Origin of the sequence: Kitasatospora setae KM-6054, assembly GCF_000269985.1 — a bacterium.
Classification (GTDB): Bacteria; Actinomycetota; Actinomycetes; order Streptomycetales; family Streptomycetaceae; genus Kitasatospora; species Kitasatospora setae.
The window spans coordinates 2,483,763-2,503,138 of the sequence record NC_016109.1; the positions used below are offsets into that span (position 1 = coordinate 2,483,763).

Sequence of the window (19,376 nt, forward strand, 5' to 3'; positions counted from 1 at the left end):
GCCCGAGACCCAGCCTTACGGCAGCTTCAAGCTGTCGATCAGCTGCACCTGGGGATCCCACGCCGCCGGGCGTTCGCTCACCGATCCGCGCCAAGGGCAGCCAGCCTCGATCCATGCAGCTCGCGCGGTCATGACCCCCGCATTCGAGGCGTCCTCGTAGCCGAACTCGATGAAGCAGCAGCTGCAGATTGCGAACGACGGCGTCAGTCCGTCGGAACCCCAAGGGTCGAATCCCTGATCGAGCCCGCACACAGGGCAACGGGCTCCTGGCCTCGGTGTCCTCGTCACAGGCTGATGCTACGCGCCGTCGGACCCCGTCGCTGATGCTTGCCCAGGTCAGGCAGGCACGGCTTCCAAGATCATGGAGTTCTCTCGGCCCCGCGATCCAAGTGGAAGACTGTGCCTGTCGACGCATCATCTCTGATCTCGCCTGCCCTTGACCAGCTCCGCGAGCAACCCGATGTCGCTCCTGCCGAGGTTCCGGGGCTGCTGGAGCGATTGGCCGCGGTGCCGGACCCTCGTGATCCACGCGGGGTGCGCCACGTGCCTGCCGTCGTGCTCGCGCTGACCGCGTGCGCGGTGTTGGCCGGGGCGACCTCGCTTCTGGCGGTGGGCGAATGGATCGCCGACGCCCCAGCCCAGGTGCTGGAGCGCCTCGGTGTCCGCCCCGATCCTCTGATGCCCGAACGGCTTCTTCCTGCCGAATCGACGGTCCGCCGGCTGCCGGCTCGCACCGACGCCGACGCGCTGGACCGGGCCGTAGGCCGCTGGCTCGCAGACCGCCGACCCGCGACCGCCGGCTTACGCGGGCTGGCGGTGGACGGCAAGAGCCTGCGCGGAGCCGCCAAGGCCCATGGCCGCAAGATCCACCTCCTCGCCGCGATGGCGCACACCACCGGCCTGGTCCTGGCCCAGTTGGGCGTCGGCGAGAAGACGAACGAGATCACCTGCTTCCAGCCGCTGCTGGACACCGTCGCCGACATTGCCGGCCTCATCGTCACCAGCGACGCGATACACACCCAGCGCGAGCATGCCGAGTACCTCCTCGATCGACGCGCCCACTACATCGTGATCGTCAAGGGCAACCAGAAGAACCTCCGCAAGCAGCTCAAGTCCCTTCCCTGGAAGGAGATCCCGCTCCAGGGCCGAACCAAGAACACCGGCCACGGACGGTCCGAGATCTGTCGAATCAAGGTTGCCACTGTGAACAGCCTGCTGTTCCCCGCCGCCCGGCAGGCCATCCAGATCAAGCGCCGCCGCACCGACCGCAAGACGGGCGGGATCACCATCAAGAGCGTCTACGCCGTCACCAGCCTCACCGCCGACCAGGCCACCCCGGCCCAGCTCGCGAGGCTGATCCGCGACCACTGGACTGTCGAGGTCCTGCACCACGTCCGGGACACCACGCTCGCCGAGGACGCCTCCCAACTGCGGACCGGTAGTGCGCCACGCGCGATGGCGACCTTGCGCAACCCGGCCATCGGAGCCCTGAAGCGGACCGGCGTCACGAACATCACCGCCGCCCTCCGCCGCAACGCACGCGACCCGTAGAGACCACTCGGACTCCTCAGACTTGCGTGATCACAAACCGGACATCACTCGACTACGCCGAAGCCCTGACTCCCGGCGCAGCCTTCCCGCGGCGGTCAGCCCGCCCCCATCCGCATATCTCACACACCGCCGGTACAGCCACCGCTTCAGGCTCATCAGGCACTTCGCGCAGGTCCACCTTGACGGGCCAAAGTCAGTATTGATCATCTGGGCAAAACCCGCAAAACACCGAAACTGGTATCCATTGGCCGATTCCCTCGGGCCAGTTCGGCGAAGCAGCCAGTTTTCTTCTATCCTCTGACTCGTTGGACGAGGCACTTATGCGTTTCCGGGAGTCAACGTGAGCCAGCTCTCCGCCGAAGACGAACTCGAGCGCGTGATCGATGCCGTGGTCGGGCCGGCCGGCGAGGCCTACTACTCGGACCGCGTCCGCTCGGGCAGCGCCGCACGGGTCCGGGCCCAAGCCGCCCAGTCCACGATCACGCTATTCGCGGGCGGGCTCGTTGCCACGTTGACGTTCACCGCCTTGGCCGACCGGCCCGTGATCACCCAGGTCTCGGGCATCGTCGCAGTCTCTCTCTGGATGGTCGCAGCGGTGATGTACCTGCGGGCAGTGGCGCTGCCCGTACCCGCGCTCGCATGGGGAGGAGGCGTGACCTCTCGACTAAACCTCATCGAAATGGTCCTCGAGAAGGCGGACCAAGAAGCCGCCCACGTTGATAGGCGCCAACGAGGCGCCAACGCCATCGCGGTTCTCGCCTTGATCGCAAGCGCGATCACTGTCGCACTGGGCGTCCTAGTGGGCCCCGCAGAGAATTCAGCCAACGGCACAGTCGCTGTGAGCCAGTCCTATAACAATGTACTCCAGGAACTCTGTGGCCTCTCGGGCAACAAAGTCAGCGGACGGATCGACATATCGAGCCTGAACAGCCAGTTCATCAAGGTTGAGGTATCAATTGGACACTGCGCCGATGGCAGCACTACTCTGCGCATCCCCAAGTCCGAAGTAACAGCAATCAGTATGGATAACGATGACTAGCTCGCACACGACGCTAAACCTCCTCTGCATGGGGCCGCTAACTGAGGAGGGAGAAGATCGCTCGCTTTACGAAAACGAGGTTACCACCAGCCTTCGCGCATTGCACGAGGTCGGCCAGGGACTCGACGCTGTCGTTGTTCTCGGTACGAATTCCGTAGCAAATCGCACAGGCTACTCCGGCGTGAACGACATCATCGAATCAGTACTGCTCGAATCTATGGAGTACGGCCCGGACGAAGAACCGCCTCCCGTCGTGCCCGTGCCAGGGAGCGGAGATATCACATCGCTCTCCCCGAACCGGATGTTGGCGAACGCCCTCACTCAATGGTGGGGATCCAGCGGTCTGCAGGACCAGGACGACATTATTGATGGTCTGCGGAAGGATGTGTTCGCGGACTTCGAGACATGGGCGGCCGCAGCCCGCAGCGGCCTGATCGGCTGGCATCCCGGGATCCTCCCGGGCGAGGGATCGGTGCTGTTGGAGAAGTCCGGCATGACTTTCGGTCTGGTCGTCGTCAATTCTGTCTTCCGAATGGTGCTACCCGATCCGTCCCCCGATCTTGCAACGTGCACAGCCGAGCAACTCTCAGCGGCTGCCGGCGGTGACTGGAATCGTTGGAGGCATCGCAACCACTTGAGTATGGTGCTCGCTGGCCAGGCCGCTCCCTGGCCTGATGCCATCGATCTGGGCGCGTCAGATCTCTTGGTCGCCGCAAACGAGGGCCAGTCGACGGTCAGCACCGCCCACCCTTGGCTAACGGTTTCCCGTACACCGGGACGGCGCCACCGACTTCTCAGGATCAGCGGGGGCGGTTCCGAAAGCCCGGCACTGACAGATCTCGCCGCCGCTCGATCGGAGCAGCGGATCACAATCACACGCCCGCGGCCTACTGCATCCCGCGTGCAGACGGCAGCCGAAACCTACGACGAGGAAAGTCTCCTCGCCAGCTTCTACAAACAGGTGGCCACAGGCCAGATGGTGTTGGTCCTCGTCTCCGGAGTTGAGGAAGAGAGAGGCCTCATCACCGTGGACGAACTCGGCCAACGTCTTGCCAAAGCAGTCTTCGGAGAAGTACCAGTTCCGCCGCCCGCGATGTCGGAAACATGGTCGGCCGCATTGGCACAAATGGAGCCACAGGTGATCGAAAGGGAAATTTCAGCCCTATACAATGACCAGAAGACAACCTCGCCGACTGCCCATCGAATCCTTGGCACCCCTTGGTCGCGCATTTACGACTTCACCGCTTCGGATGCGCTTTCATCGGTAGCGGCACTCACTCCCCGGCCGGCGGACTCGGTGACAGTGATCAACGCATGCCATGATAAACCGGGAAAGAAAAACAGCCTGGTCGAATTGGTGGCCATGAACGGCATCGCTAGCGGCACGCTTACATCAGTGGATTTCCACCACCCGGACAGTGACGACACCGACGCCCGCTCATTGTGGCTCAAACGCCTCAAGGCCGAAATGCTCTGCCATCCCGTGGTCTTCATGGCCTCATCGCCGAGCAGTGCGGCTCTCTGGCAGACAGTTAGCCTGTTCGGCCCGCCGGGAGGTGCGAATGCTTTTCCACGGTTCATCGTGACGCCTGCAGGAACCTCAGCCGACCGCGTTCGCATGAATCAAAACGGCCTCACACACATCCGCCGCAGCCCGGCCGAATTTTCGATACGCCGCTTGATGGCAGGTCAGCAGCCCCTGGCGGAGGGGAAGAAGCGCCAGGCCGAGGTTCTTCAAAACGTGCGACGCGGAACTGGTATCAGCGTTTTGAGGTCTCTCCTCGACAGGGCCCCTGGGGGTTCTTCTGACTTCCTGAAAGGAAGTGACCCCAAATGGGGCGACATCGTTGACGGTTATGCCGCCAACCTTTCGATCGTGGAGGCGATCCGCGCAAAATCGGCTCCCGACAGCGATGGTCAACTTCCGATCATTCTGGTGGAGGGGCGCGCAGGATCCGGGAAGACGGCGGCACTCATGGCTTATGCGTACGATCTCCACAAACATGGAAGTGCTGTCGGGTGGATTGACCGCGAGGCCACGATCCCATTGCCGGAGATCCGCAGCCAGGCGAAAGAGATGGACCTCCACGCGGTGTTCGTCGATGACGTCGACATATTCGGCGGGCAGGCCGCAAGGCTACTAAAAGAACTACGGAACGGCGGAAGTACGCTCGTGGTCGCCGCAATCCGAACCACTCGCTCAGAGGTAATCGATGCCACGTTCCGCCCGAGAAAGGTCGATGCGGACCATCCGATGACGGATGGCGACCTCAAATCGCTCATCAAGGTGCTGAAGAAAAACGGACTGCTCGGCATCTTGAAGCAGTACCGATTCTCGCCCGATGGTCGGCTCAACAAGCTCCGAGAGATCTGCCAGCGGAGCCTCCTCGCCGCGATGATCCAGGTAGTCACTGGGAAACCGTTCGAGGAAAAGGTGCGAGGCGAGTTCATCCAGCTGACACCGGAGCAGCGCGCGCTCTACGCAACGGTCTGCGTGTTCGAATCAGCGATAGTCTTCAAGAAGCGCGGGATCGAGGAGGCAGACCTGCTGCAAATCGTCTCGCCTCACGGCCCGACACCCAAGATGAAAATAGCCATCGACCGCCTGCTAGGCATGCGGCTCATCGATCGCGCCCAGGACGGCATGCTGCGATGCCGTCAGCGGACGATTGCCGACACCATGGTCGAAACCGTCCTTAAAGAGGATCCCAAACAGCTTGGGTCTGTAATTGAATTCCTACTCAAGTTCTACGCTGGATATGCCGGACACCTCGTGGACAATGATGACCCGTACCGCAGGATTATGATCCGTCTACTCAACCACTCCCTTATGGTAAGCCTCCGGTTGCCAAATAATATAGTGCGCGACATCTATTCGTCCGTCCACGACCTCCTGCAAGACGACTTCCACTATTGGCTGCAGCGCGGTGAGTTTGAGTTTGAGACGGGGAACATCGACCTCGCAGCGAACTACCTCGAGTCGGCTCGCGGCAGCGGGGGAACCGGGGACTACCTGGTGCAGACCGCGTGGAGCGCCGTAACGTTGCGTCGCTCTGCCGACAGTCCTCGGGACAGCAGCCTGCTGCAGAACGCCTTGGAAGCCATCAGCACCCTTGAGCATGTCGTCAGGACACGAGGGAACTCATCGCCGCATAGCTTCGCCGTTATCGCGCGGAGTGGAACGGAATGGTTGACGGCCTGCCAGAACGTGCTGCCGGCGAACGAGCGAATCCACATCGCCGGGCGGATCCTTGATGTCGTCAAACTGGGCCGCAGGATCTGCCAGGACAATCACCAGGCCATGCATGCGGCGGATGCCTACGAACCGAGGCTCCAAAGGATCATCAAGTACAACTTCGGCCTCCCTGTGTAAGAGTTCGTGGAGTTCGTAACACGATCATGAGGTCTGTTTGTTGAGCCTTCGCCAGCCAAGGAGCGCGCACGTGAGTGAGCCTCTTTCATCCTGAGTTTTTGCAGGTGAGGAGGGTGTGGATCATGAGCGTGCGGACGACGGCGATCAGGCGGCTGATGCGGTTGGTCGAGCAGCGGGCTCTGCTGAAGACCTTCCAGGCCTTCAGCTGGGCGAAGGCGCGTTCGCCTGGTGCTCGGAGTCGGGCGTGGTCGCGGTTGTACTGCTGGTAGTGATCCGGGAGTTCGTGGTGGTTGTAGTACGGGGTGCGGAAGGTGGCGCCGGCGCCTCGGTAGGCCCGGTCCGCCAAGACGAGTACCTCCCGGGTCAGGCAGGCCTGGACGATTCCGTGGGCGCGGGCGGCAGTCAGGTCGTGTGTGCGACCCGGCAGGGCGCGGGAGAACCACAAGGGCGTGCCGTCGGGTGCGGCGACGACCTGCACGTTCATCCCGTGCTTGCGGTGCTTGTGCGAGTGGTAGGGCTCGTCCGCCTTGATCCGGCCGGTTGGGATCAGGGGCCCGTCGACGATCACGAAGTCGCACTCGTCCAGTCCCACCAGGGCCTCGGGGAGAGAAACGGCGAGCGCACCCGCTACTGGAGGGGCCGGTGGTCCTTCGACGTCGACGGATGGACGGTGACCACCGACCAACGCCCCGACCGCTCGGACGCCTTGCGAACCGCCACCGATCAGTTCACCTCCGTCCTGACGCACGTCATGGAACTCAAGCGCGCCAATGGCGAGGACTTTTCCCCCACTGAGGGCCGAGAAGTCCTGGAATGCCTCCGTGTCAGCCTGCCGTTCGGGTTCGGTCGCAAGGTCGTCCTTGCACTTTCCATCGGCTACGACACGAGCGGGGAGATCGTCTGGGAACAGTGGTTCTCCCCCTCCTCGACCGGGCCCAGACCACCGGATCGGGATGGCCCAACCGCAACAAGCCCCGACGACTGCGCCGAACTCGTCACCCGCGCCGTGCAGGCGTTCACCGACCTCACCCTCAAAGGCACCACACGCTTTCAGATGCAGATGGCCACCGAAGCGGTGGCCACGGGCTTCGTCGAACAACGGATCCTCTCCGCCGCGCCCGTATCTGGAGAACCTGACCTGGACGAAACTGATCCTGGGGAATCTGATGACACGGGAGGATTTCAAGAGCTGCCCCGCCGAGGACAAACTGCGGTATCTGCTGACCTCCGCCGGCGAACCGACCTCGATCGACCCGGTCGCCCTCCCCGCCCTGGCCAAGTACGCGACAGACCGCCGAATCGACGGCCCCACAGCCGTCACCCGCATCCGCAACCGGCTGGTCCATCCCAAGATCCTCGCCGAAAATCTATATGCATACGAAGGAATCGCGGCCGAAATCTGGCGCCTCTCCCTGCACTACGCGACCCTGATGACCCTCCACCGCATCGGCCACTGCGGCTCCTGCCAGAGACAGTTGCAGCTCGGAGGGTGGGCCGGGAACACCCAGCCAATGCCGTGGGTGGATCCGGCAACAGCGCCCACGACGCCAGTCCCCCTGGCATCCGTACGGCGCCAGCGCCCTCCTCACCGTAGAACTCGTAACACGATCTTGCTGATCGTCGCTGGTGGGGCGTTACCGATGTGACGATTCGTCCGTTCGTGATGGCGTGAGCAAGAAGCCGTGGATGGTGGACGACGAGTTGTGGGCGCGGATCGAGCCGCTGCTTCCGGCGTGGCCGGAGCGGTCGCCGGGCCCGCGTCCGGTGGACGACCGGCTGTGGCTGCAGGGCATCCTGTTCGTGCCGTACACCGGCATCACCTGGCAGCAACTGCCGCTCGAGCTGGGCTTCGGCTCCGGGCAGACCCGCCGGCGGCGGCTCGGCCGCTGGCAGAAGGCCGGGGCCTTCGAGGCCCTGCACCGCATACTCCTGGCCGAGTTGAACGCGGCCGGCCCGATCGACTGGACGCGCGCCTGCGTGGACGCCTCCCACGTACGCGCGAAAAAGGGGGCGAGGCAACCGGGCCCTCGCCGGTCGACCGCCGCAAGACCGGCAGCAAACACCACCTGATCAGCGACGGCGGCGGCATCCCGTTCCATGTCATCACCGCCGCCGCCAACGTCAACGACGTCACCCTGGCCCTCGCACTGGTCGACGGCGTCCCTCCCGTGGCCGGCCGGGTCGGACACCCCCGAAAGCGCCCCGACGCCCTGCTCGGCGACAAGGGCCACGACAGCAACCCCAACCGCCAGGAACTGCGCAAACGCCGGATCCCGCCCGTCATCTCCCGCCGCGGCGAACCCGACATCATCGGCCTCGGCAAGCTCCGCTACGTCGTCGAGCAGACCTTCGCCCAGCTCCACCAGTTCAAGCGCCTCGCCGTCCGCTGGGAGAGGCGCCTCGACCTCCACAACGCGTTCGTCTCACTTGCCTGCGCACTCATCTGCTGGCGACGCCTCAACAACCCACCCTCATGATCGTGTTACGAGTTCGTAGGCACTGAGCCCCGCCTGCGCGACGACAACACCTCTCCCCCGGCAACCCCGCGTAGCAGCCAGCATGGGCAACCGTCATGATGCGCTCATCACCGCTCGGCAGTTCTCACGGCCGCCCATCGTCATCAGCGCTGCGTGTGCACTGGTTGTGAAATGATCTTGTTTGAGGGCTGCGTTTTCGTAGGTCAGAGGCATGTTTGATCAGAACTACGACCTGTAGGGCCCCCTCTGACCTGCGGAAACGTGATCCGGCCCCTTAGCGTTTCCGCAGGTCGGGAGCGCTCTGGCCGGCGGAAACGCTGGGCCGTCGGGGTGGCCGGGGCCGGATGCAGGCCATCAGTGCGGTGGCCCCGGGTAGCCGACGCGTATGCGGGCTCTCGTCATCGACTGCGCTCTCAAGCCGTCCCCGAGCCGTCGAACACCGAGGTGCCGGCCGCCGTCGGACTCGCCGTGTCCTGGCGCCCGGCCGGCCGGTTCGCCGCGGCCGGGTCCCGGGCCGCCGCCCGGGTGGTCCGGGGGACCGCCGGATACCTGGGCAACACCCCGGCCGTCTGCCGCGCCTCCTCCATCAACCCCTGCCTCTTCGAGCTCTACGACCGAGGCCGCACCATCGCGGACGCGCTGCCCGACCTCGCTCCCGATCCGGCCGAGCCGGGCGGTCTGCCCGGCACCGGACCGCGGACGTCGAGCGTGCCGTCCTCGACCTGCTCACCGGGCCGTGAAGCGGATCGTCAGCGCGACCGGCGCCGACGAAGCGGTACCCGGCACCGCCCCATCGAGGTGGGTGGCGGATTCACTGCAGGGCGCCGACGGCGCGGGCGATCACCAGCAGTGACGTGATCAGCGCGGCGATGCTCTCGATGCTCATCAGGAGCTTCGCCCGGGTGGTGAGCGGCATGGTGTCGGTCGGGCTGAACGCGGTGGAGTTGGTCACCGACACGTACAGGTAGTCGACCAGCGCGGGGGTCCAGTCGCTGGAGCGGCTGCCGCCGTCGGCGACCTCCTGGACGGCGTCGTCGTTCTCGTCCTGCGAGAAGCGGAAGTCGGCGAGCGGCAGCTCGGAGCGGGGCGCCTGGGTCCGGACGACGGGCCCGCCCCGGTCGAGCTCCCAGAAGGCCAGGCCGAAGACGATGATGTCGGTCGCCCAGACCTGGAGGGCCGCCAGCAGCAGCGAGCCGCCGTCCTTCACGTCGGTGGAGACCAGCGCCCGGACGAGCAGGCCGAGCACGATGAGGTTGCTGATGCCGATGACACCGACCAGCGCCAGCGACACGGTCCGGGAGAACCGGTTCTGCCGGGTGAGCCGGCGCGGGTTGACCGCGATCAGCGGGATCAGCAGCAGGACCTCCAGCGCGGGCAGGACGTAGCGCGGGCCGACGAGCAGGTTCTCCGGCAGCGCGAGGTAGAGCAGGGCCGCGACCAGGGTGGCGATCACCCCGGGCAGCCGGGCCTCGCCCCGGCGCTCGTGCCGGGGATGGCGCCGAGGCAGCCCCGGCCTCGGCTTGTCAGGATGGTGCGCGGTCATCGTTCCGGCGCCTCCTCGGTGGTGCCGACGCCTTCCCTGCCCCGTGCCACCGATGGCCACCGGCGGTACCAGCGGCCGCGGCTGCCGGCCGCGCCGAGCATGACGGTGGTGACGTACAGGTGGCGGTCGAAGGTGGGCAGCGTGGTGAAGCGCGGGGTGGAGACCGCCGCGATGAGGCGCCCTGTGGCACCTGGTCCCCCTGTCCGGTGGTGCGGGTGCGGGTTCAGTGCGGTACGTCGGCGTTCCGGACGACGCGTCGTACGGCGGCGGCCCGCTTCTCGGTGCCCGCGACGTCGACCATCGGCGCTTGCGGGGGGCTGTCACCGGGGCGCGGCGTCCGGGTCGGTGACGAGTGCTCAGCCGGGCCAGGTGCCGGTGAGGCGGTGGGTGGCGGCGGCGCCGCCGCGGTCGACCGCTGCCTTGACCAGGGCGAAGACCGCACCCTGCAGAGCGGCTGCGGTCAGCACCTCCTTCCAGGTGCGCTCCGGGTCGGTGGGGGACGGCGCGTCCTCCTGGTGGCCCAGCAGCGCCCACAGGCGCCGGAAGAGCGCCCCGGCGGTGAGTCCGCCGAGCGCGCCGAGGAGCAGCCCGAGCGGCTTGTAGAGGATCTTGACCATGGCGGACCTCCGGGGTGGGGTGCCGACGGGTACGGACGTCAACCCGTCTTTCCGGGAAGGCGGGGCACCATGCCTCGCCACCGCCGGCCTGCCCCGGCGGGCTCGGGGGCTTGCGGCGGTCGAGGCGGCGGGCGCCCCGGACGAACGCGCCGAGCAGCGGCGTGGCCTCTGCGCGGGTCACCCGGCGGAGGCGGTGCGCCGCGGGTCCGGGGGGAGGACCTGGGTACTGGCGGCGTGGTGCCAGCCGTCCAGGAGCCGCGCCTGGTCCCGGGCCCGCTCGGCCAGGCGTTCCAACTCGGGCGCGCGCAGCCGGGGTTCCTGCTCCGCGATGGCCAGGAGGGCCCGCCAGAGGGCGGCTTTCCCTTCGACGCCGGTGCGCAGGGTTTCCAGTTCGACCAGGTCGGACAGCGGGGCTCGGCGGACGAGGGTGCCGTTGGGCTTGAGGCGGCCGGCCCTCTCCGCCGCGAGGCCCAGCCAGGTGCGGTAGCGGCGGACGGGTACGCCGAGGCACCGCATGATCCGTAGGAGCGCGTCGCGGTCCCGGGCGATGTCGTCGGCCAGTTCCCGCAGTGCGCCGGCTCGGCTGCCGGTGGTGTGGGAACCGGCCGTGCGGCGGGCCAGGGCGACGCCCGCGGTGGCTCCGGTGAGGTGGTCGTTGAGGTAGACGGCGAGGGGCCGCACCCGGGGTGAAGGAGACATCCTGCCCTCCTGGCTGGCTGGCGGCGGCGCCCCGGACGTGGGGCGCCCTTGCATGGGGCGAAGCGTCGGCGAGCCGCTGTGGGCGACATGAGCAGAGCACGAGCCCACCGGCCCGGAGCGGCGGCGGCCGACGGCGCCCGCGCCCGCGCGGCTTCCCCTGGCTGGGGCCGCCTCACGGGGCTCGCCCCGGCCGGGGCCCGGAGGCGGGGGGCCGCAGGAGGTCGTGGAGGAGTTGGAGCGCGGCCAGGACGGCGCCGTCCTGGATGGCCTCGCGGCGGCCCGACGGCGGTTCGGGTGCGGTGACGACGGTGCGGTGACGACGGTGCGGGCCGGGGTGGCGGCGGCGAGGTGGACGGTGCCGACCGGCCGGCCGTCCTGCGGGGCGGGGCCGGCGACGCCGGTGGTGGCGAGGGCGTAGGTGGCGCCGGTCAGGACGCGGGCGCCGTGCGCCATCTGTGCGGCGACGTCGGGGTCCACGGCTCCCCGCTCGGCCAGGAGGACGGGGTCGACGCGCAGGAGAGTCGCCTTGAGGCGGGTGTCGTAGGCGACGACGGCTCCGAGGAAGGTCCGTCCGGCGCCCGGGGCGTCCGCGAGGGCGGTGGCGAGGCGGCCGGCGGTGAGGGATTCCGCGACGGCGACGGTGTGCCCGGCCGCCGCGAGGGCGGCGGTGATCCGGCGGGCCAGGACACCGGTCCGACCGCGGCCCGGGCGCTCGGGCGCCGCCCGCGCTGTGCGGCGGGAGGACGGGGGTACGGCGGAGTACGGCATGAGGACCGGCGGGCGGGTCAGGTTTCGACGGCGACGCGCACGCTGTCCGGGCGCGGGTCGGCGCGATCGGGGATGGGCATGCCGGCGTCGAGGCCGGTCCGCGGGTAGTCGATGACGTCCTGGTCGAGGCGCTCGCCCGGCAGGGCGGCGGGGATACCGGGAACGTGGACGCACGCGTCGGTGCCGCGGCCCTGCTGGTAACCGGGTGGCGTGCAGGTGGTCGGCGGGTTCGCGTGGAACGCGGCGAGGGCTTCGAGCACCGGTGCCTGGGGTTGGTCCATGCCCCGGCGTGTGCCCGGCCGGCGGAACGGAAAACGGGGGCGCCGACCCGTCCGGTCGGCGCCCCCGCACCGCGGGTGCCCAGGTCAGCTGCCGGGGGTGATCCGCCCGCGCCAGCCGCCCTCCGCCACGCCGCGCTCCTCGACGAAGGACTTGAACCGCTTGAGGTCGCCCTTCACCCGGCGGTCGACCAGGCCCATCGCGTCGGCCGCCTTCTCCGCGACGCCGTCGGGCTCGAAGTCGATCGCCAGGCGCACCTGGGTGCGCGCCTCGTCGAGCGGCTCGAAGGTGACCACGCCCATCTGCCGGACCTCGCCGCCCAGCGTGCGCCAGGCGATCTTGTGGTCAGGCAGCTGGTCGACGATCTCGGTGTCGAACTCGCGCGTCACCCCGGCGACCTTGGTGCGCCAGTGGTTGTGGCGCTCGTCGACCTGGGTGACCTGCTCGACGCCCTCCATGAAGCGGGGGAAGTCCTCGAACTGCGTCCACTGGTTGTAGGCGGTGCTCAGCGGCACCTCGACCTCGATGGACTCCTGCACCGTGCTCATCGCGAGATTCCTTCCGGACGAATCGGACACTTCGTCCGTTCGTCTGCCCCGCCCGCGGCCGCTGATGCACCGAGCCGCCCGGTTTCTCCCCTGCCCTTCGGCGGGCGTCAGGCGGTGGCGCTGGGGACCTCGAGCGGGTCGCGGGTGGCGGTCTTCTTCGCCTCCTGGAGCCGCTCGCCGAGCTCGACCAGGCGGTTGCGGCCCATGGCCTTGCGGACCTCGGGGAACCACTCCTTCTCCTCCTCCTCGACGTGGTGGCGCACGTTCTCGATCAGCACCGTCATCTTCGCGTCGAACCGCTCGTCCTCCGGGTCCAGGCCGGCCAGCTCGGCGAGCATCCACACCACCACGTGGTGCTCCTCGACGCTCTCCAGCACGTGGTCCTTCGTGTCGGGGGCGGCCTCGCGGGCGGCCGGGTAGAACACCTGCTCCTCGATCACGGCGTGGACGGTCAGCTCCTCGATCACCTGGTCGGCGATCCGGCGCTTCTCCGCGTACGCCTCCTCGCCGGCCTTCTCGAACTCCTTGAACAGCTTCTCCACCGTCTTGTGGTCGTCCTTGAGCAGCACGATCGCGTCCACGCCGGGTTCCTCCTGTTTCGCACACGTTCGGGACGCACCCTCGGCTACCCCGGCCGGCGCACCTCACTCCGCGCCGCGGCCGGGCGACCACCCGCGTACCCCGGCAGGCTCACCGGGGCGGAGGTGCCCGGCGGCACCGAGTACGGCGTCAGCGGGCGATGTGCAGGGCGCAGATGTCGTCGCGGCGCTCGTACGGCCCCACGAGCGCCCGCACGAGCGGGCCCACGCAGCGCGGGCCGGCCAGGTGGGACTCGGCCGTGCGGGCCAGACGGGCCAAGCCCTTGTCGAGGGGCTCGCCCGGGAGCTCCACGAGACCGTCCGTGTACAGGAGCAGGTGGTCGCCGGGCAGCAGGTCCAGGGTGGCCGCCTCGTAGTGGGCGTGCGTGGCGGCACCCAGCAGCATCCCCGCCGGGGCCTCCAGGAGACGGGCCTTCCCGCCGCGCACCAGCAGCGGGGGCAGGTGACCGGCCCGCACCCAGGTCAGCCGGGACGCCGCCGGGTCGTAGCAGGCCATGATCATGGTGGCGGTGTCGACGCCGTGGTCAGGCGTGTGCAGCAGCAAGGCGTTCAGGCGGGTCAGGACGGCGGGCAGCGGTGTGCCCGTGATGGCCATGCCCTTGGCCGTGAATCGCAGCAGAGCCATGGTGGCGACCGCGTCGAGTCCGTGGCCGGCGACGTCACCGACGACGAACAGCGCGTCACCGTCCGGCAGTTCGATGACGCTGTACCAGTCGCCACCGAGGTTGAGGCCCTCCTGGAGGGGCTGGTAGGCGACGTCGACGGTCAGGCCCGCGAGGTGCCGGGTCTGGTGGGACACCGGAAGGAGGGTCTCCTGGAGACGGGCGGCGAGCCGGCGTTCGGCCGTCAGTTGGCTCTGCTGCGCGAGCACGGCCTGCTGGTGGTCGAGGAGTTGCCGCTCGGCCCGTTTCGCGCCGGTGCGGTCCTGGAAGAAGCCGTGGACCTCCACCGGGTCGCCGTGCACGTCGGGTTCGGCCTCCGCGACGATCCGCACGTGTCGCACCTCTCCGCGCGGGGTGGCGATCCGGAAGGTGTGGTCGATCGGCTCGCCGTCGCCCAGCAGTCGCCGGACCGCGGCACCCAGGGCGGGCAGGTCCTCGGCGGGCACGTGGGTGGGCAGCTCCTCCAGGCCCATGGGGCCCAGGGCCGGATCACGGTCGAAGACCGTGTAGACCTCGTCGGACCAGGTGATGACGTCGCGGGCCAGGTCCCAGTCGGCCCAGCCCATCCGGGCCAGGCGCTGCATGTCCGCCAGGCGGCGCTGCCGGCGCTCGCCGGTGTCCAGGCGGGTCCACGAAACGATCAGACCGCCCTGGCACGGCACGGCCCGCACCCGGTAGCGGGAGCGACGCGGGATACCGGCCGCGACCTCCTCGTACTCCAGCTCCCCCTCGTGGACCTCGCCGGTCCGCAGGGCCTTCAGATAGCCCTGCCAGAGGTCGGTGCCCGCCGCCCCGGGGTAGGTCCGGAGCACCTGGAGCCCGAGCAGTCCGCGGCCCCGCCGTCCGCCGATGTCCACTGCCCCGGGCGACGCCGCCGCGAAGCGAAGGTCCCGGATCTCACCGTCCGGGCCGAGAACCGGCTGCAGGAAGGTCACCGACCCGGGTACACCGGCCAGCACGTCTTGGACCACGGATCCCGCCGAACCGGTGCCGGCACCGGCCACGGGCGGTTGCCGGCGTGCCAGGTACCGGCGCGAGGAGAAGACGTCCTCGTCACCGCTCCCCCCGGGCCGCGAAGTCTCGTGCTCGGCATGGACGTCCATGGTACGAGCATGACACGAGGCGGGCTCCGCACGGGCCGCGGGTACGACTCCCCCCCCCCCCCCCCCCCCCGACGACCGCCGACCGCTCCTCCCACCCGACGACGTTGCCCCACACGTCGACGGGTCCGAGTTCGTCGTCGGCGCGCGGGGCGGCGGCTTCCACCGCTGCCGGGTCGGCGACGTCCGCCTCGATGGCGATCGCCTTCGCCGCGCCTGCCCGTTCGGCCTCGCGTGGGGCGCCGTCCAGGCCGATGCCGCCGGTGATCACCACGGTTCGGGCGGCGCCGGGTCCGTGAAGTGTCATGAATCGCGGCTGTCCCGGATCAGCCGCCGCAGACGGGGCCGATCGAGCGCGACGGGGATCTCGTACGGGAGGAGCGGGGGACGTTCACGATCTGGCCGGCCGAGCCCCGGTAACCGGCCCTCACGCCGACGGTCTCGGGGCGCCCGCTCCGTTTCCGGGTTCGCCGTCCCGGGGCTCCTCGTCCTCGTCCGGGGGCGGTGCCCCTTCACCGGTCATCCGGGAGCCGGGGGTCTCACGGCGCACCGGCGGCTCTGCCCGCCGTGCGCGCTCCTTCTCGTCCTGGCCGCTCATTCGATGGCACCTTCCTCAGTGGTGGATCGCGTCCTTGGCCTGCTCCGCCGCGTCACGGACCTTGTCATCGCCGCTCGTCACGCCCACGCTCCTCGCCGGCGGGCGGCGAGCCGGTCCGCGCCGCGCACTCGCGTCTGCCCCCGCGGCGCGGGCCCAATCCCGCTCCTGCGAACAGCTCGCGCCTCAGCGGCCGAGGGCGGGCAGCACCAGCTCGCGGTAGGCGTCGAAGAAGGCGTCCTGGTCCGGGCCGATCTGCCCGACGTACACCTCGTCGAACCCGGCCCGCGCGTAGGCCCGCACCGTCTCCACGTGCTCTTCCGCTTCGTCCCCGCAGGTGACCGCGTCGGCGACCATCTCGCGGGTGACCAACGCACTGGCCTGCTCGAAGTGCGCCGGGGTGGGCAGGAGTTGGGCGAGTTCGCCCGGCAGCAGTTCGGTCGGCCACAGCCGGTGCACCGTGTCGACGGCCTCGTCGCGGTCGCCGCCCCAGCACACCTTCACTCCGCCCACCACCTTCTTGCCCGCTCCCCCGCCCTCGCGGAAGGCGCCCACCAGGTCGGCGTCGGGTGTCATGGTGACGAAGCCGTCCCCGATCCGGCCGGCCAGGTGGGCGGCCTTCGGACCGAACCCCGACACCAGGACCGGCAGCGGGCCCTCGGGGGCGGTGTACAGGCGGGCGTTGTCCACCGTGTAGTGCCGACCGCGACGGCTGACCGACTCGCCGGCGAACAGCTCGCGCATCACCTCCACCGCTTCCTCCAGCATGTCGGCGCGCTCGTCGAAGGAGGGCCACCGGTCACCGTGGACGTGCTCGTTGAGCGCCTCACCGGTGCCCACCCCCAGCGCGAAGCGCCCGCCGAGCAGGACGCTGGAGGTCGCGGCGGCCTGCGCGGTCACCGCCGGGTGCAGCCGCACCGTCGGGCAGGTCACCAGCGTGGTGACCGGCAGGCCCACCACCTGCGACAGGGCGCCGATCATCGACCAGACGAACGCGCTGTTGCCCTGGGCGTCGTTCCAGGGGTGGAAGTGGTCGGAGATCGCCAGCCGGGTGAACCCGGCCTGCTGGGCCCGCCGGGCCTGCTCGATCAGTTCCGCCGGGGTGAACTCCTCGCACGACAGGAAGTACCCGTACTCGGTCATCGGTTCCCGCTCCTCTCCGGTGGGGTCCCCCCTCCATGAGCGGGTGCCCCGATGGCGCGCGACTATCACGCCCGAGCGGCCCCGGTTCGATGGGACGGGGCCGGGCGGGCAGGCGCTCGAATGATCGAGGAGGTGCTGGACATGGTCAGGATCAAGGTGGTCGAGCGCCCCTCCCCGCAGCGCCCGCAGCCTCCGCTGGATCTGCGGACCCCTTCGGGCCGTCCGATGCCGTACTGGGCCGCGGCGCGGGGCACGGTGTCGGCCGGGGTCCCGGTACCGCTCGGCGACGTCGGCGCGGAGCGCCGGTCCCAGCCCGGGCCGGCCGTCGGCTCCGGGGTTCAGGAGGCCGTCGTCGGGGTGCGGAGCGCCGTCGAAGAGCAGGTCCTCGATGCGGGCGTGGTCGTGGAACCACTCCAGGTGGCGCAGGTCGGGGATCGACGCGGCCGGGTGGGCGTGAACGCGTGGGGCGCAGTGCCCGGACGGCTGCAGGCCGTGGGCTTGGGCGAGGGCGGCGTTCGCCGCCGGGGCGAGGCCCGGCACGGCCCGGGTGAGGCGGGCCCGCAGCGGGAGCCAGCCCATGGCGTAGTGCGCACGAGGGCGCAGGTGGCTGTCGACGGGGTTCGGGCGGACGGCCTTGCCGGGGTTCATCCGGTTGCCGGGGTCGAACAGCGCCTTGAGCCCGGCCATGGCCTCGATGAGCCGCGGGGTGAACATCCGGGGCAGGAGCTCGCCGCGGGCCTGCCCGTCGCCGTGCTCACCGGACAGGGAGCCGCCGCAGGAGGCGACGAGGTCGGCGGCGTCGAAGAGGAAGTTCCCGAACGCCTCGACGCCCTTGCCCTCGCGCAGCTCGAACGGGATGCGGGTGTGCACGCAGCCTTGCCCGAAGTGCCCGTAGAGGGAGGTCTGCTGGTAGCCGTAGCGGTCGAAGAGCCGTTCCAGGTCGCGCAGGTAGGCGCCCAGCTTCTGCCGCGCGACGGCCGAGTCCTCCCGGCCTTCCCAGGTCTCGGAGCCGTCCGGCGGGCGGGCCGTCACCCCGAGCCCGGCCTCGCGGGCCTTGAGCAACTCCCGCTCGCGGGCCGGCTCGTCCGGGAGCGCCGCCGACGGGTCGTCCTCACCGCGGCCGATCGCGCGGGCCTTCGCGGCGGCGGGTCACGGCGAGTCGGGGTGGCGGCGGGGGTCGAGGGCGTCGCGCAGGGCGTGCAGGTCGGTGACGGTGACCTGTTCGGCGAAGCGGGCCAGCAGGCGGCGCAGGCTCCGCTCGTCGCGGTCGCGGACGGCTTCGGCGAGGGCGGCCACCAGGGAGGTCCGCCCGTGCGGGTCGGGGGCGCCCTCTCGGCCTGTGGTGTTCGGCTCTTCCACCGGTGCCCCTCCTGTCCGTGCTGCCGCTCGTGGCCCTGGCCGGATTTCCGCGCGCCTCGCCCCGACTCCGCGGAGCGCAGACTACCTCTGCCTTGGACACCGGAAAATCTATGCCAGCCGGAGTAGACATTGCGATAGCGCGGAGCTAGCGTTTCTCTCGTAAGCGCAGTCAGCTGAAGGCCCGGCAGACACGAACTGGCGGGAAGAGTTCAGAGAAGTTCGCAGGTCGGCACGGTTGTGGGGTCCTGGAGCCGGAGTGTGCATCGAGGCGACGGGGCCGACGACCGGGCTGGGCGGCCCGCAGGCATCAGGGGCTGCCGACGAGTGACGGCGGTGGTACGGCACGTGCCGCGGCCGGCAGGACCAGCAGTAGAGGCAAGAATCCGCGAAGAAGAGGAAGAACGGAGGGACAGAGCGCCATCAGGATCGCCCGGCCCGTGATGCCTTTCACCCGGGCGGACACCGCAGACCCCCTTTGAGCACGAGGACGGTGGTTTCCGGTCACGCATACGCGATCCCCGCAGGTCCCCTTCACCGGGGCGGCGCGGAACAAGGAAGCCGGCCCAGGCCGGTAGGTGGTGTTGTTTCCCCTTCGGGGCCCCGGAGCCGTCATGGCGCCGGGGCCCCTCGACGCGTTCCTCGGGAACCAAGAGAGGTGCAGTGACTACGACGACCGACAAGCCCCCCACCCCGGACCCCGTCAGCTCGTTCGACGACGACGACTATCCCGCCTACACCATGGGCCGCGCCGCCGCGATGACCGGCACCACCGCCGGCTTCCTGCGCGCACTCGGCGACCAGGGCCTGATCACCCCGCTGCGCTCCGAGGGCGGCCACCGCCGCTACTCCCGCTACCAGTTGCGCATCGCGATGCGCGCCCGCGACCTCGTCGACCAGGGCACCGCCATCGACGCGGCCTGCCGGATCATCATCCTGGAGGACCAGCTCGAAGAAGCCCTGCGCGTCAACGAGCAGCTGCGCGACCGCCGGGCCGGCTCGGACCCCGCGGCCGACACCTGACCCG

At 69.3% G+C, this 19,376-nt stretch carries 15 protein-coding genes and 2 pseudogenes; 6 read left to right on the top strand and 11 right to left on the bottom strand.

Features of this window, described 5'->3' with window-relative positions; genetic code table 11:
• Positions 1 to 543: 543 nt before the first annotated feature.
• The 3 genes from KSE_RS11025 (at position 544) to KSE_RS42065 (ending at position 5,963) form a co-directional block, all read left to right on the top strand.
• Positions 544 to 1,551 (top strand): ISAs1 family transposase, encoded by a 1,008-nt coding sequence (locus KSE_RS11025; RefSeq protein ID WP_231873158.1) that lies wholly within the window; start codon positions 544 to 546, stop codon positions 1,549 to 1,551.
• A 340-nt stretch (positions 1,552 to 1,891) separates the two neighbouring features.
• Positions 1,892 to 2,590, top strand: coding sequence for a hypothetical protein (locus tag KSE_RS11030; RefSeq protein ID WP_014135381.1), 699 nt, complete (start codon positions 1,892 to 1,894; stop codon positions 2,588 to 2,590).
• A gap of 181 nt (positions 2,591 to 2,771) precedes the next feature.
• Positions 2,772 to 5,963 (top strand): P-loop NTPase, encoded by a 3,192-nt coding sequence (locus tag KSE_RS42065; protein ID WP_148283085.1) that lies wholly within the window; start codon positions 2,772 to 2,774, stop codon positions 5,961 to 5,963.
• Positions 5,964 to 6,048: 85 nt separating this feature from the next.
• Here KSE_RS42065 and KSE_RS11040 read toward each other — a convergent pair.
• Positions 6,049 to 6,579 (bottom strand): annotated as a pseudogene (locus tag KSE_RS11040) (transposase family protein); the annotation flags it as partial.
• Positions 6,580 to 7,129: 550 nt separating this feature from the next.
• On the opposite strand from KSE_RS11040, the gene KSE_RS42070 reads away from it, so the two are divergent.
• Both KSE_RS42070 and KSE_RS39860 read left to right on the top strand, forming a co-directional pair.
• Positions 7,130 to 7,609, top strand: coding sequence for a hypothetical protein (locus KSE_RS42070; protein ID WP_148283086.1), 480 nt, complete (start codon positions 7,130 to 7,132; stop codon positions 7,607 to 7,609).
• A 40-nt stretch (positions 7,610 to 7,649) separates the two neighbouring features.
• A protein-coding gene (locus KSE_RS39860) for an IS5 family transposase (protein WP_106437641.1) occupies positions 7,650 to 8,440 on the top strand; the annotation gives its coding sequence in 2 pieces (ribosomal slippage) (positions 7,650 to 7,965 and positions 7,965 to 8,440; 792 coding nt in all).
• Between the two features lie 811 nt (positions 8,441 to 9,251).
• Here the strand turns inward: KSE_RS39860 and KSE_RS11055 are convergent.
• The 10 genes and pseudogenes from KSE_RS11055 to KSE_RS11095 form a co-directional block, all read right to left on the bottom strand.
• Complete coding sequence (locus tag KSE_RS11055) at positions 9,252 to 9,983, bottom strand: hypothetical protein (RefSeq protein WP_051055174.1); 732 nt, start codon at positions 9,981 to 9,983, stop codon at positions 9,252 to 9,254.
• 356 nt (positions 9,984 to 10,339) lie between these two features.
• Positions 10,340 to 10,600, bottom strand: a complete 261-nt coding sequence (locus KSE_RS11060) for a DUF4235 domain-containing protein (protein WP_014135387.1) — start codon at positions 10,598 to 10,600, stop codon at positions 10,340 to 10,342.
• Positions 10,601 to 10,777: 177 nt separating this feature from the next.
• Positions 10,778 to 12,067, bottom strand: coding sequence for a CinA family protein (locus tag KSE_RS44520; RefSeq protein ID WP_014135388.1), 1,290 nt, complete (start codon positions 12,065 to 12,067; stop codon positions 10,778 to 10,780).
• Positions 12,068 to 12,084: 17 nt separating this feature from the next.
• Positions 12,085 to 12,348: a hypothetical protein gene (locus KSE_RS46220; RefSeq protein ID WP_014135389.1), complete on the bottom strand. Its 264-nt coding sequence runs from the start codon at positions 12,346 to 12,348 to the stop codon at positions 12,085 to 12,087.
• 84 nt (positions 12,349 to 12,432) lie between these two features.
• Positions 12,433 to 12,894: an SRPBCC family protein gene (locus KSE_RS11075; protein ID WP_014135390.1), complete on the bottom strand. Its 462-nt coding sequence runs from the start codon at positions 12,892 to 12,894 to the stop codon at positions 12,433 to 12,435.
• A gap of 107 nt (positions 12,895 to 13,001) precedes the next feature.
• Positions 13,002 to 13,475: a hemerythrin domain-containing protein gene (locus KSE_RS11080; protein WP_014135391.1), complete on the bottom strand. Its 474-nt coding sequence runs from the start codon at positions 13,473 to 13,475 to the stop codon at positions 13,002 to 13,004.
• Positions 13,476 to 13,623: 148 nt separating this feature from the next.
• Positions 13,624 to 15,258, bottom strand: a complete 1,635-nt coding sequence (locus tag KSE_RS11085; protein ID WP_081539373.1) for a PP2C family protein-serine/threonine phosphatase — start codon at positions 15,256 to 15,258, stop codon at positions 13,624 to 13,626.
• Positions 15,259 to 16,036: 778 nt separating this feature from the next.
• On the bottom strand, positions 16,037 to 16,993 hold the full coding sequence (locus tag KSE_RS44525; protein ID WP_033260256.1) for a TIGR03557 family F420-dependent LLM class oxidoreductase: 957 nt from the start codon (positions 16,991 to 16,993) through the stop codon (positions 16,037 to 16,039).
• Between the two features lie 300 nt (positions 16,994 to 17,293).
• Positions 17,294 to 18,118 (bottom strand): annotated as a pseudogene (locus tag KSE_RS44530) (FAD-linked oxidase C-terminal domain-containing protein); the annotation flags it as partial.
• Between the two features lie 24 nt (positions 18,119 to 18,142).
• Entirely contained in the window at positions 18,143 to 18,352 is a 210-nt protein-coding gene (locus KSE_RS11095) for a hypothetical protein (RefSeq protein ID WP_014135395.1), read from the bottom strand.
• Between the two features lie 738 nt (positions 18,353 to 19,090).
• Between KSE_RS11095 and KSE_RS11100 the strand changes: the two genes are divergently transcribed.
• Entirely contained in the window at positions 19,091 to 19,372 is a 282-nt protein-coding gene (locus KSE_RS11100) for a helix-turn-helix domain-containing protein (protein WP_051055777.1), read from the top strand.
• Positions 19,373 to 19,376: the final 4 nt, after the last annotated feature.

Bases quoted from the DNA above. Each gene is read 5' to 3' on its own strand.
- KSE_RS42070 (WP_148283086.1), top strand. From the start codon at position 7,130: ATGACACGGGAGGATTTCAAGAGCTGCCCCGCCGAGGACAAACTGCGG.
- KSE_RS11055 (WP_051055174.1), bottom strand. From the start codon at position 9,983: ATGACCGCGCACCATCCTGACAAGCCGAGGCCGGGGCTGCCTCGGCGC.
- KSE_RS11060 (WP_014135387.1), bottom strand. From the start codon at position 10,600: ATGGTCAAGATCCTCTACAAGCCGCTCGGGCTGCTCCTCGGCGCGCTC.
- KSE_RS44520 (WP_014135388.1), bottom strand. From the start codon at position 12,067: ATGCCGTACTCCGCCGTACCCCCGTCCTCCCGCCGCACAGCGCGGGCG.
- KSE_RS46220 (WP_014135389.1), bottom strand. From the start codon at position 12,348: ATGGACCAACCCCAGGCACCGGTGCTCGAAGCCCTCGCCGCGTTCCAC.
- KSE_RS11075 (WP_014135390.1), bottom strand. From the start codon at position 12,894: ATGAGCACGGTGCAGGAGTCCATCGAGGTCGAGGTGCCGCTGAGCACC.
- KSE_RS11085 (WP_081539373.1), bottom strand. From the start codon at position 15,258: ATGGACGTCCATGCCGAGCACGAGACTTCGCGGCCCGGGGGGAGCGGT.
- KSE_RS44525 (WP_033260256.1), bottom strand. From the start codon at position 16,993: ATGACCGAGTACGGGTACTTCCTGTCGTGCGAGGAGTTCACCCCGGCG.
- KSE_RS11100 (WP_051055777.1), top strand. From the start codon at position 19,091: ATGGGCCGCGCCGCCGCGATGACCGGCACCACCGCCGGCTTCCTGCGC.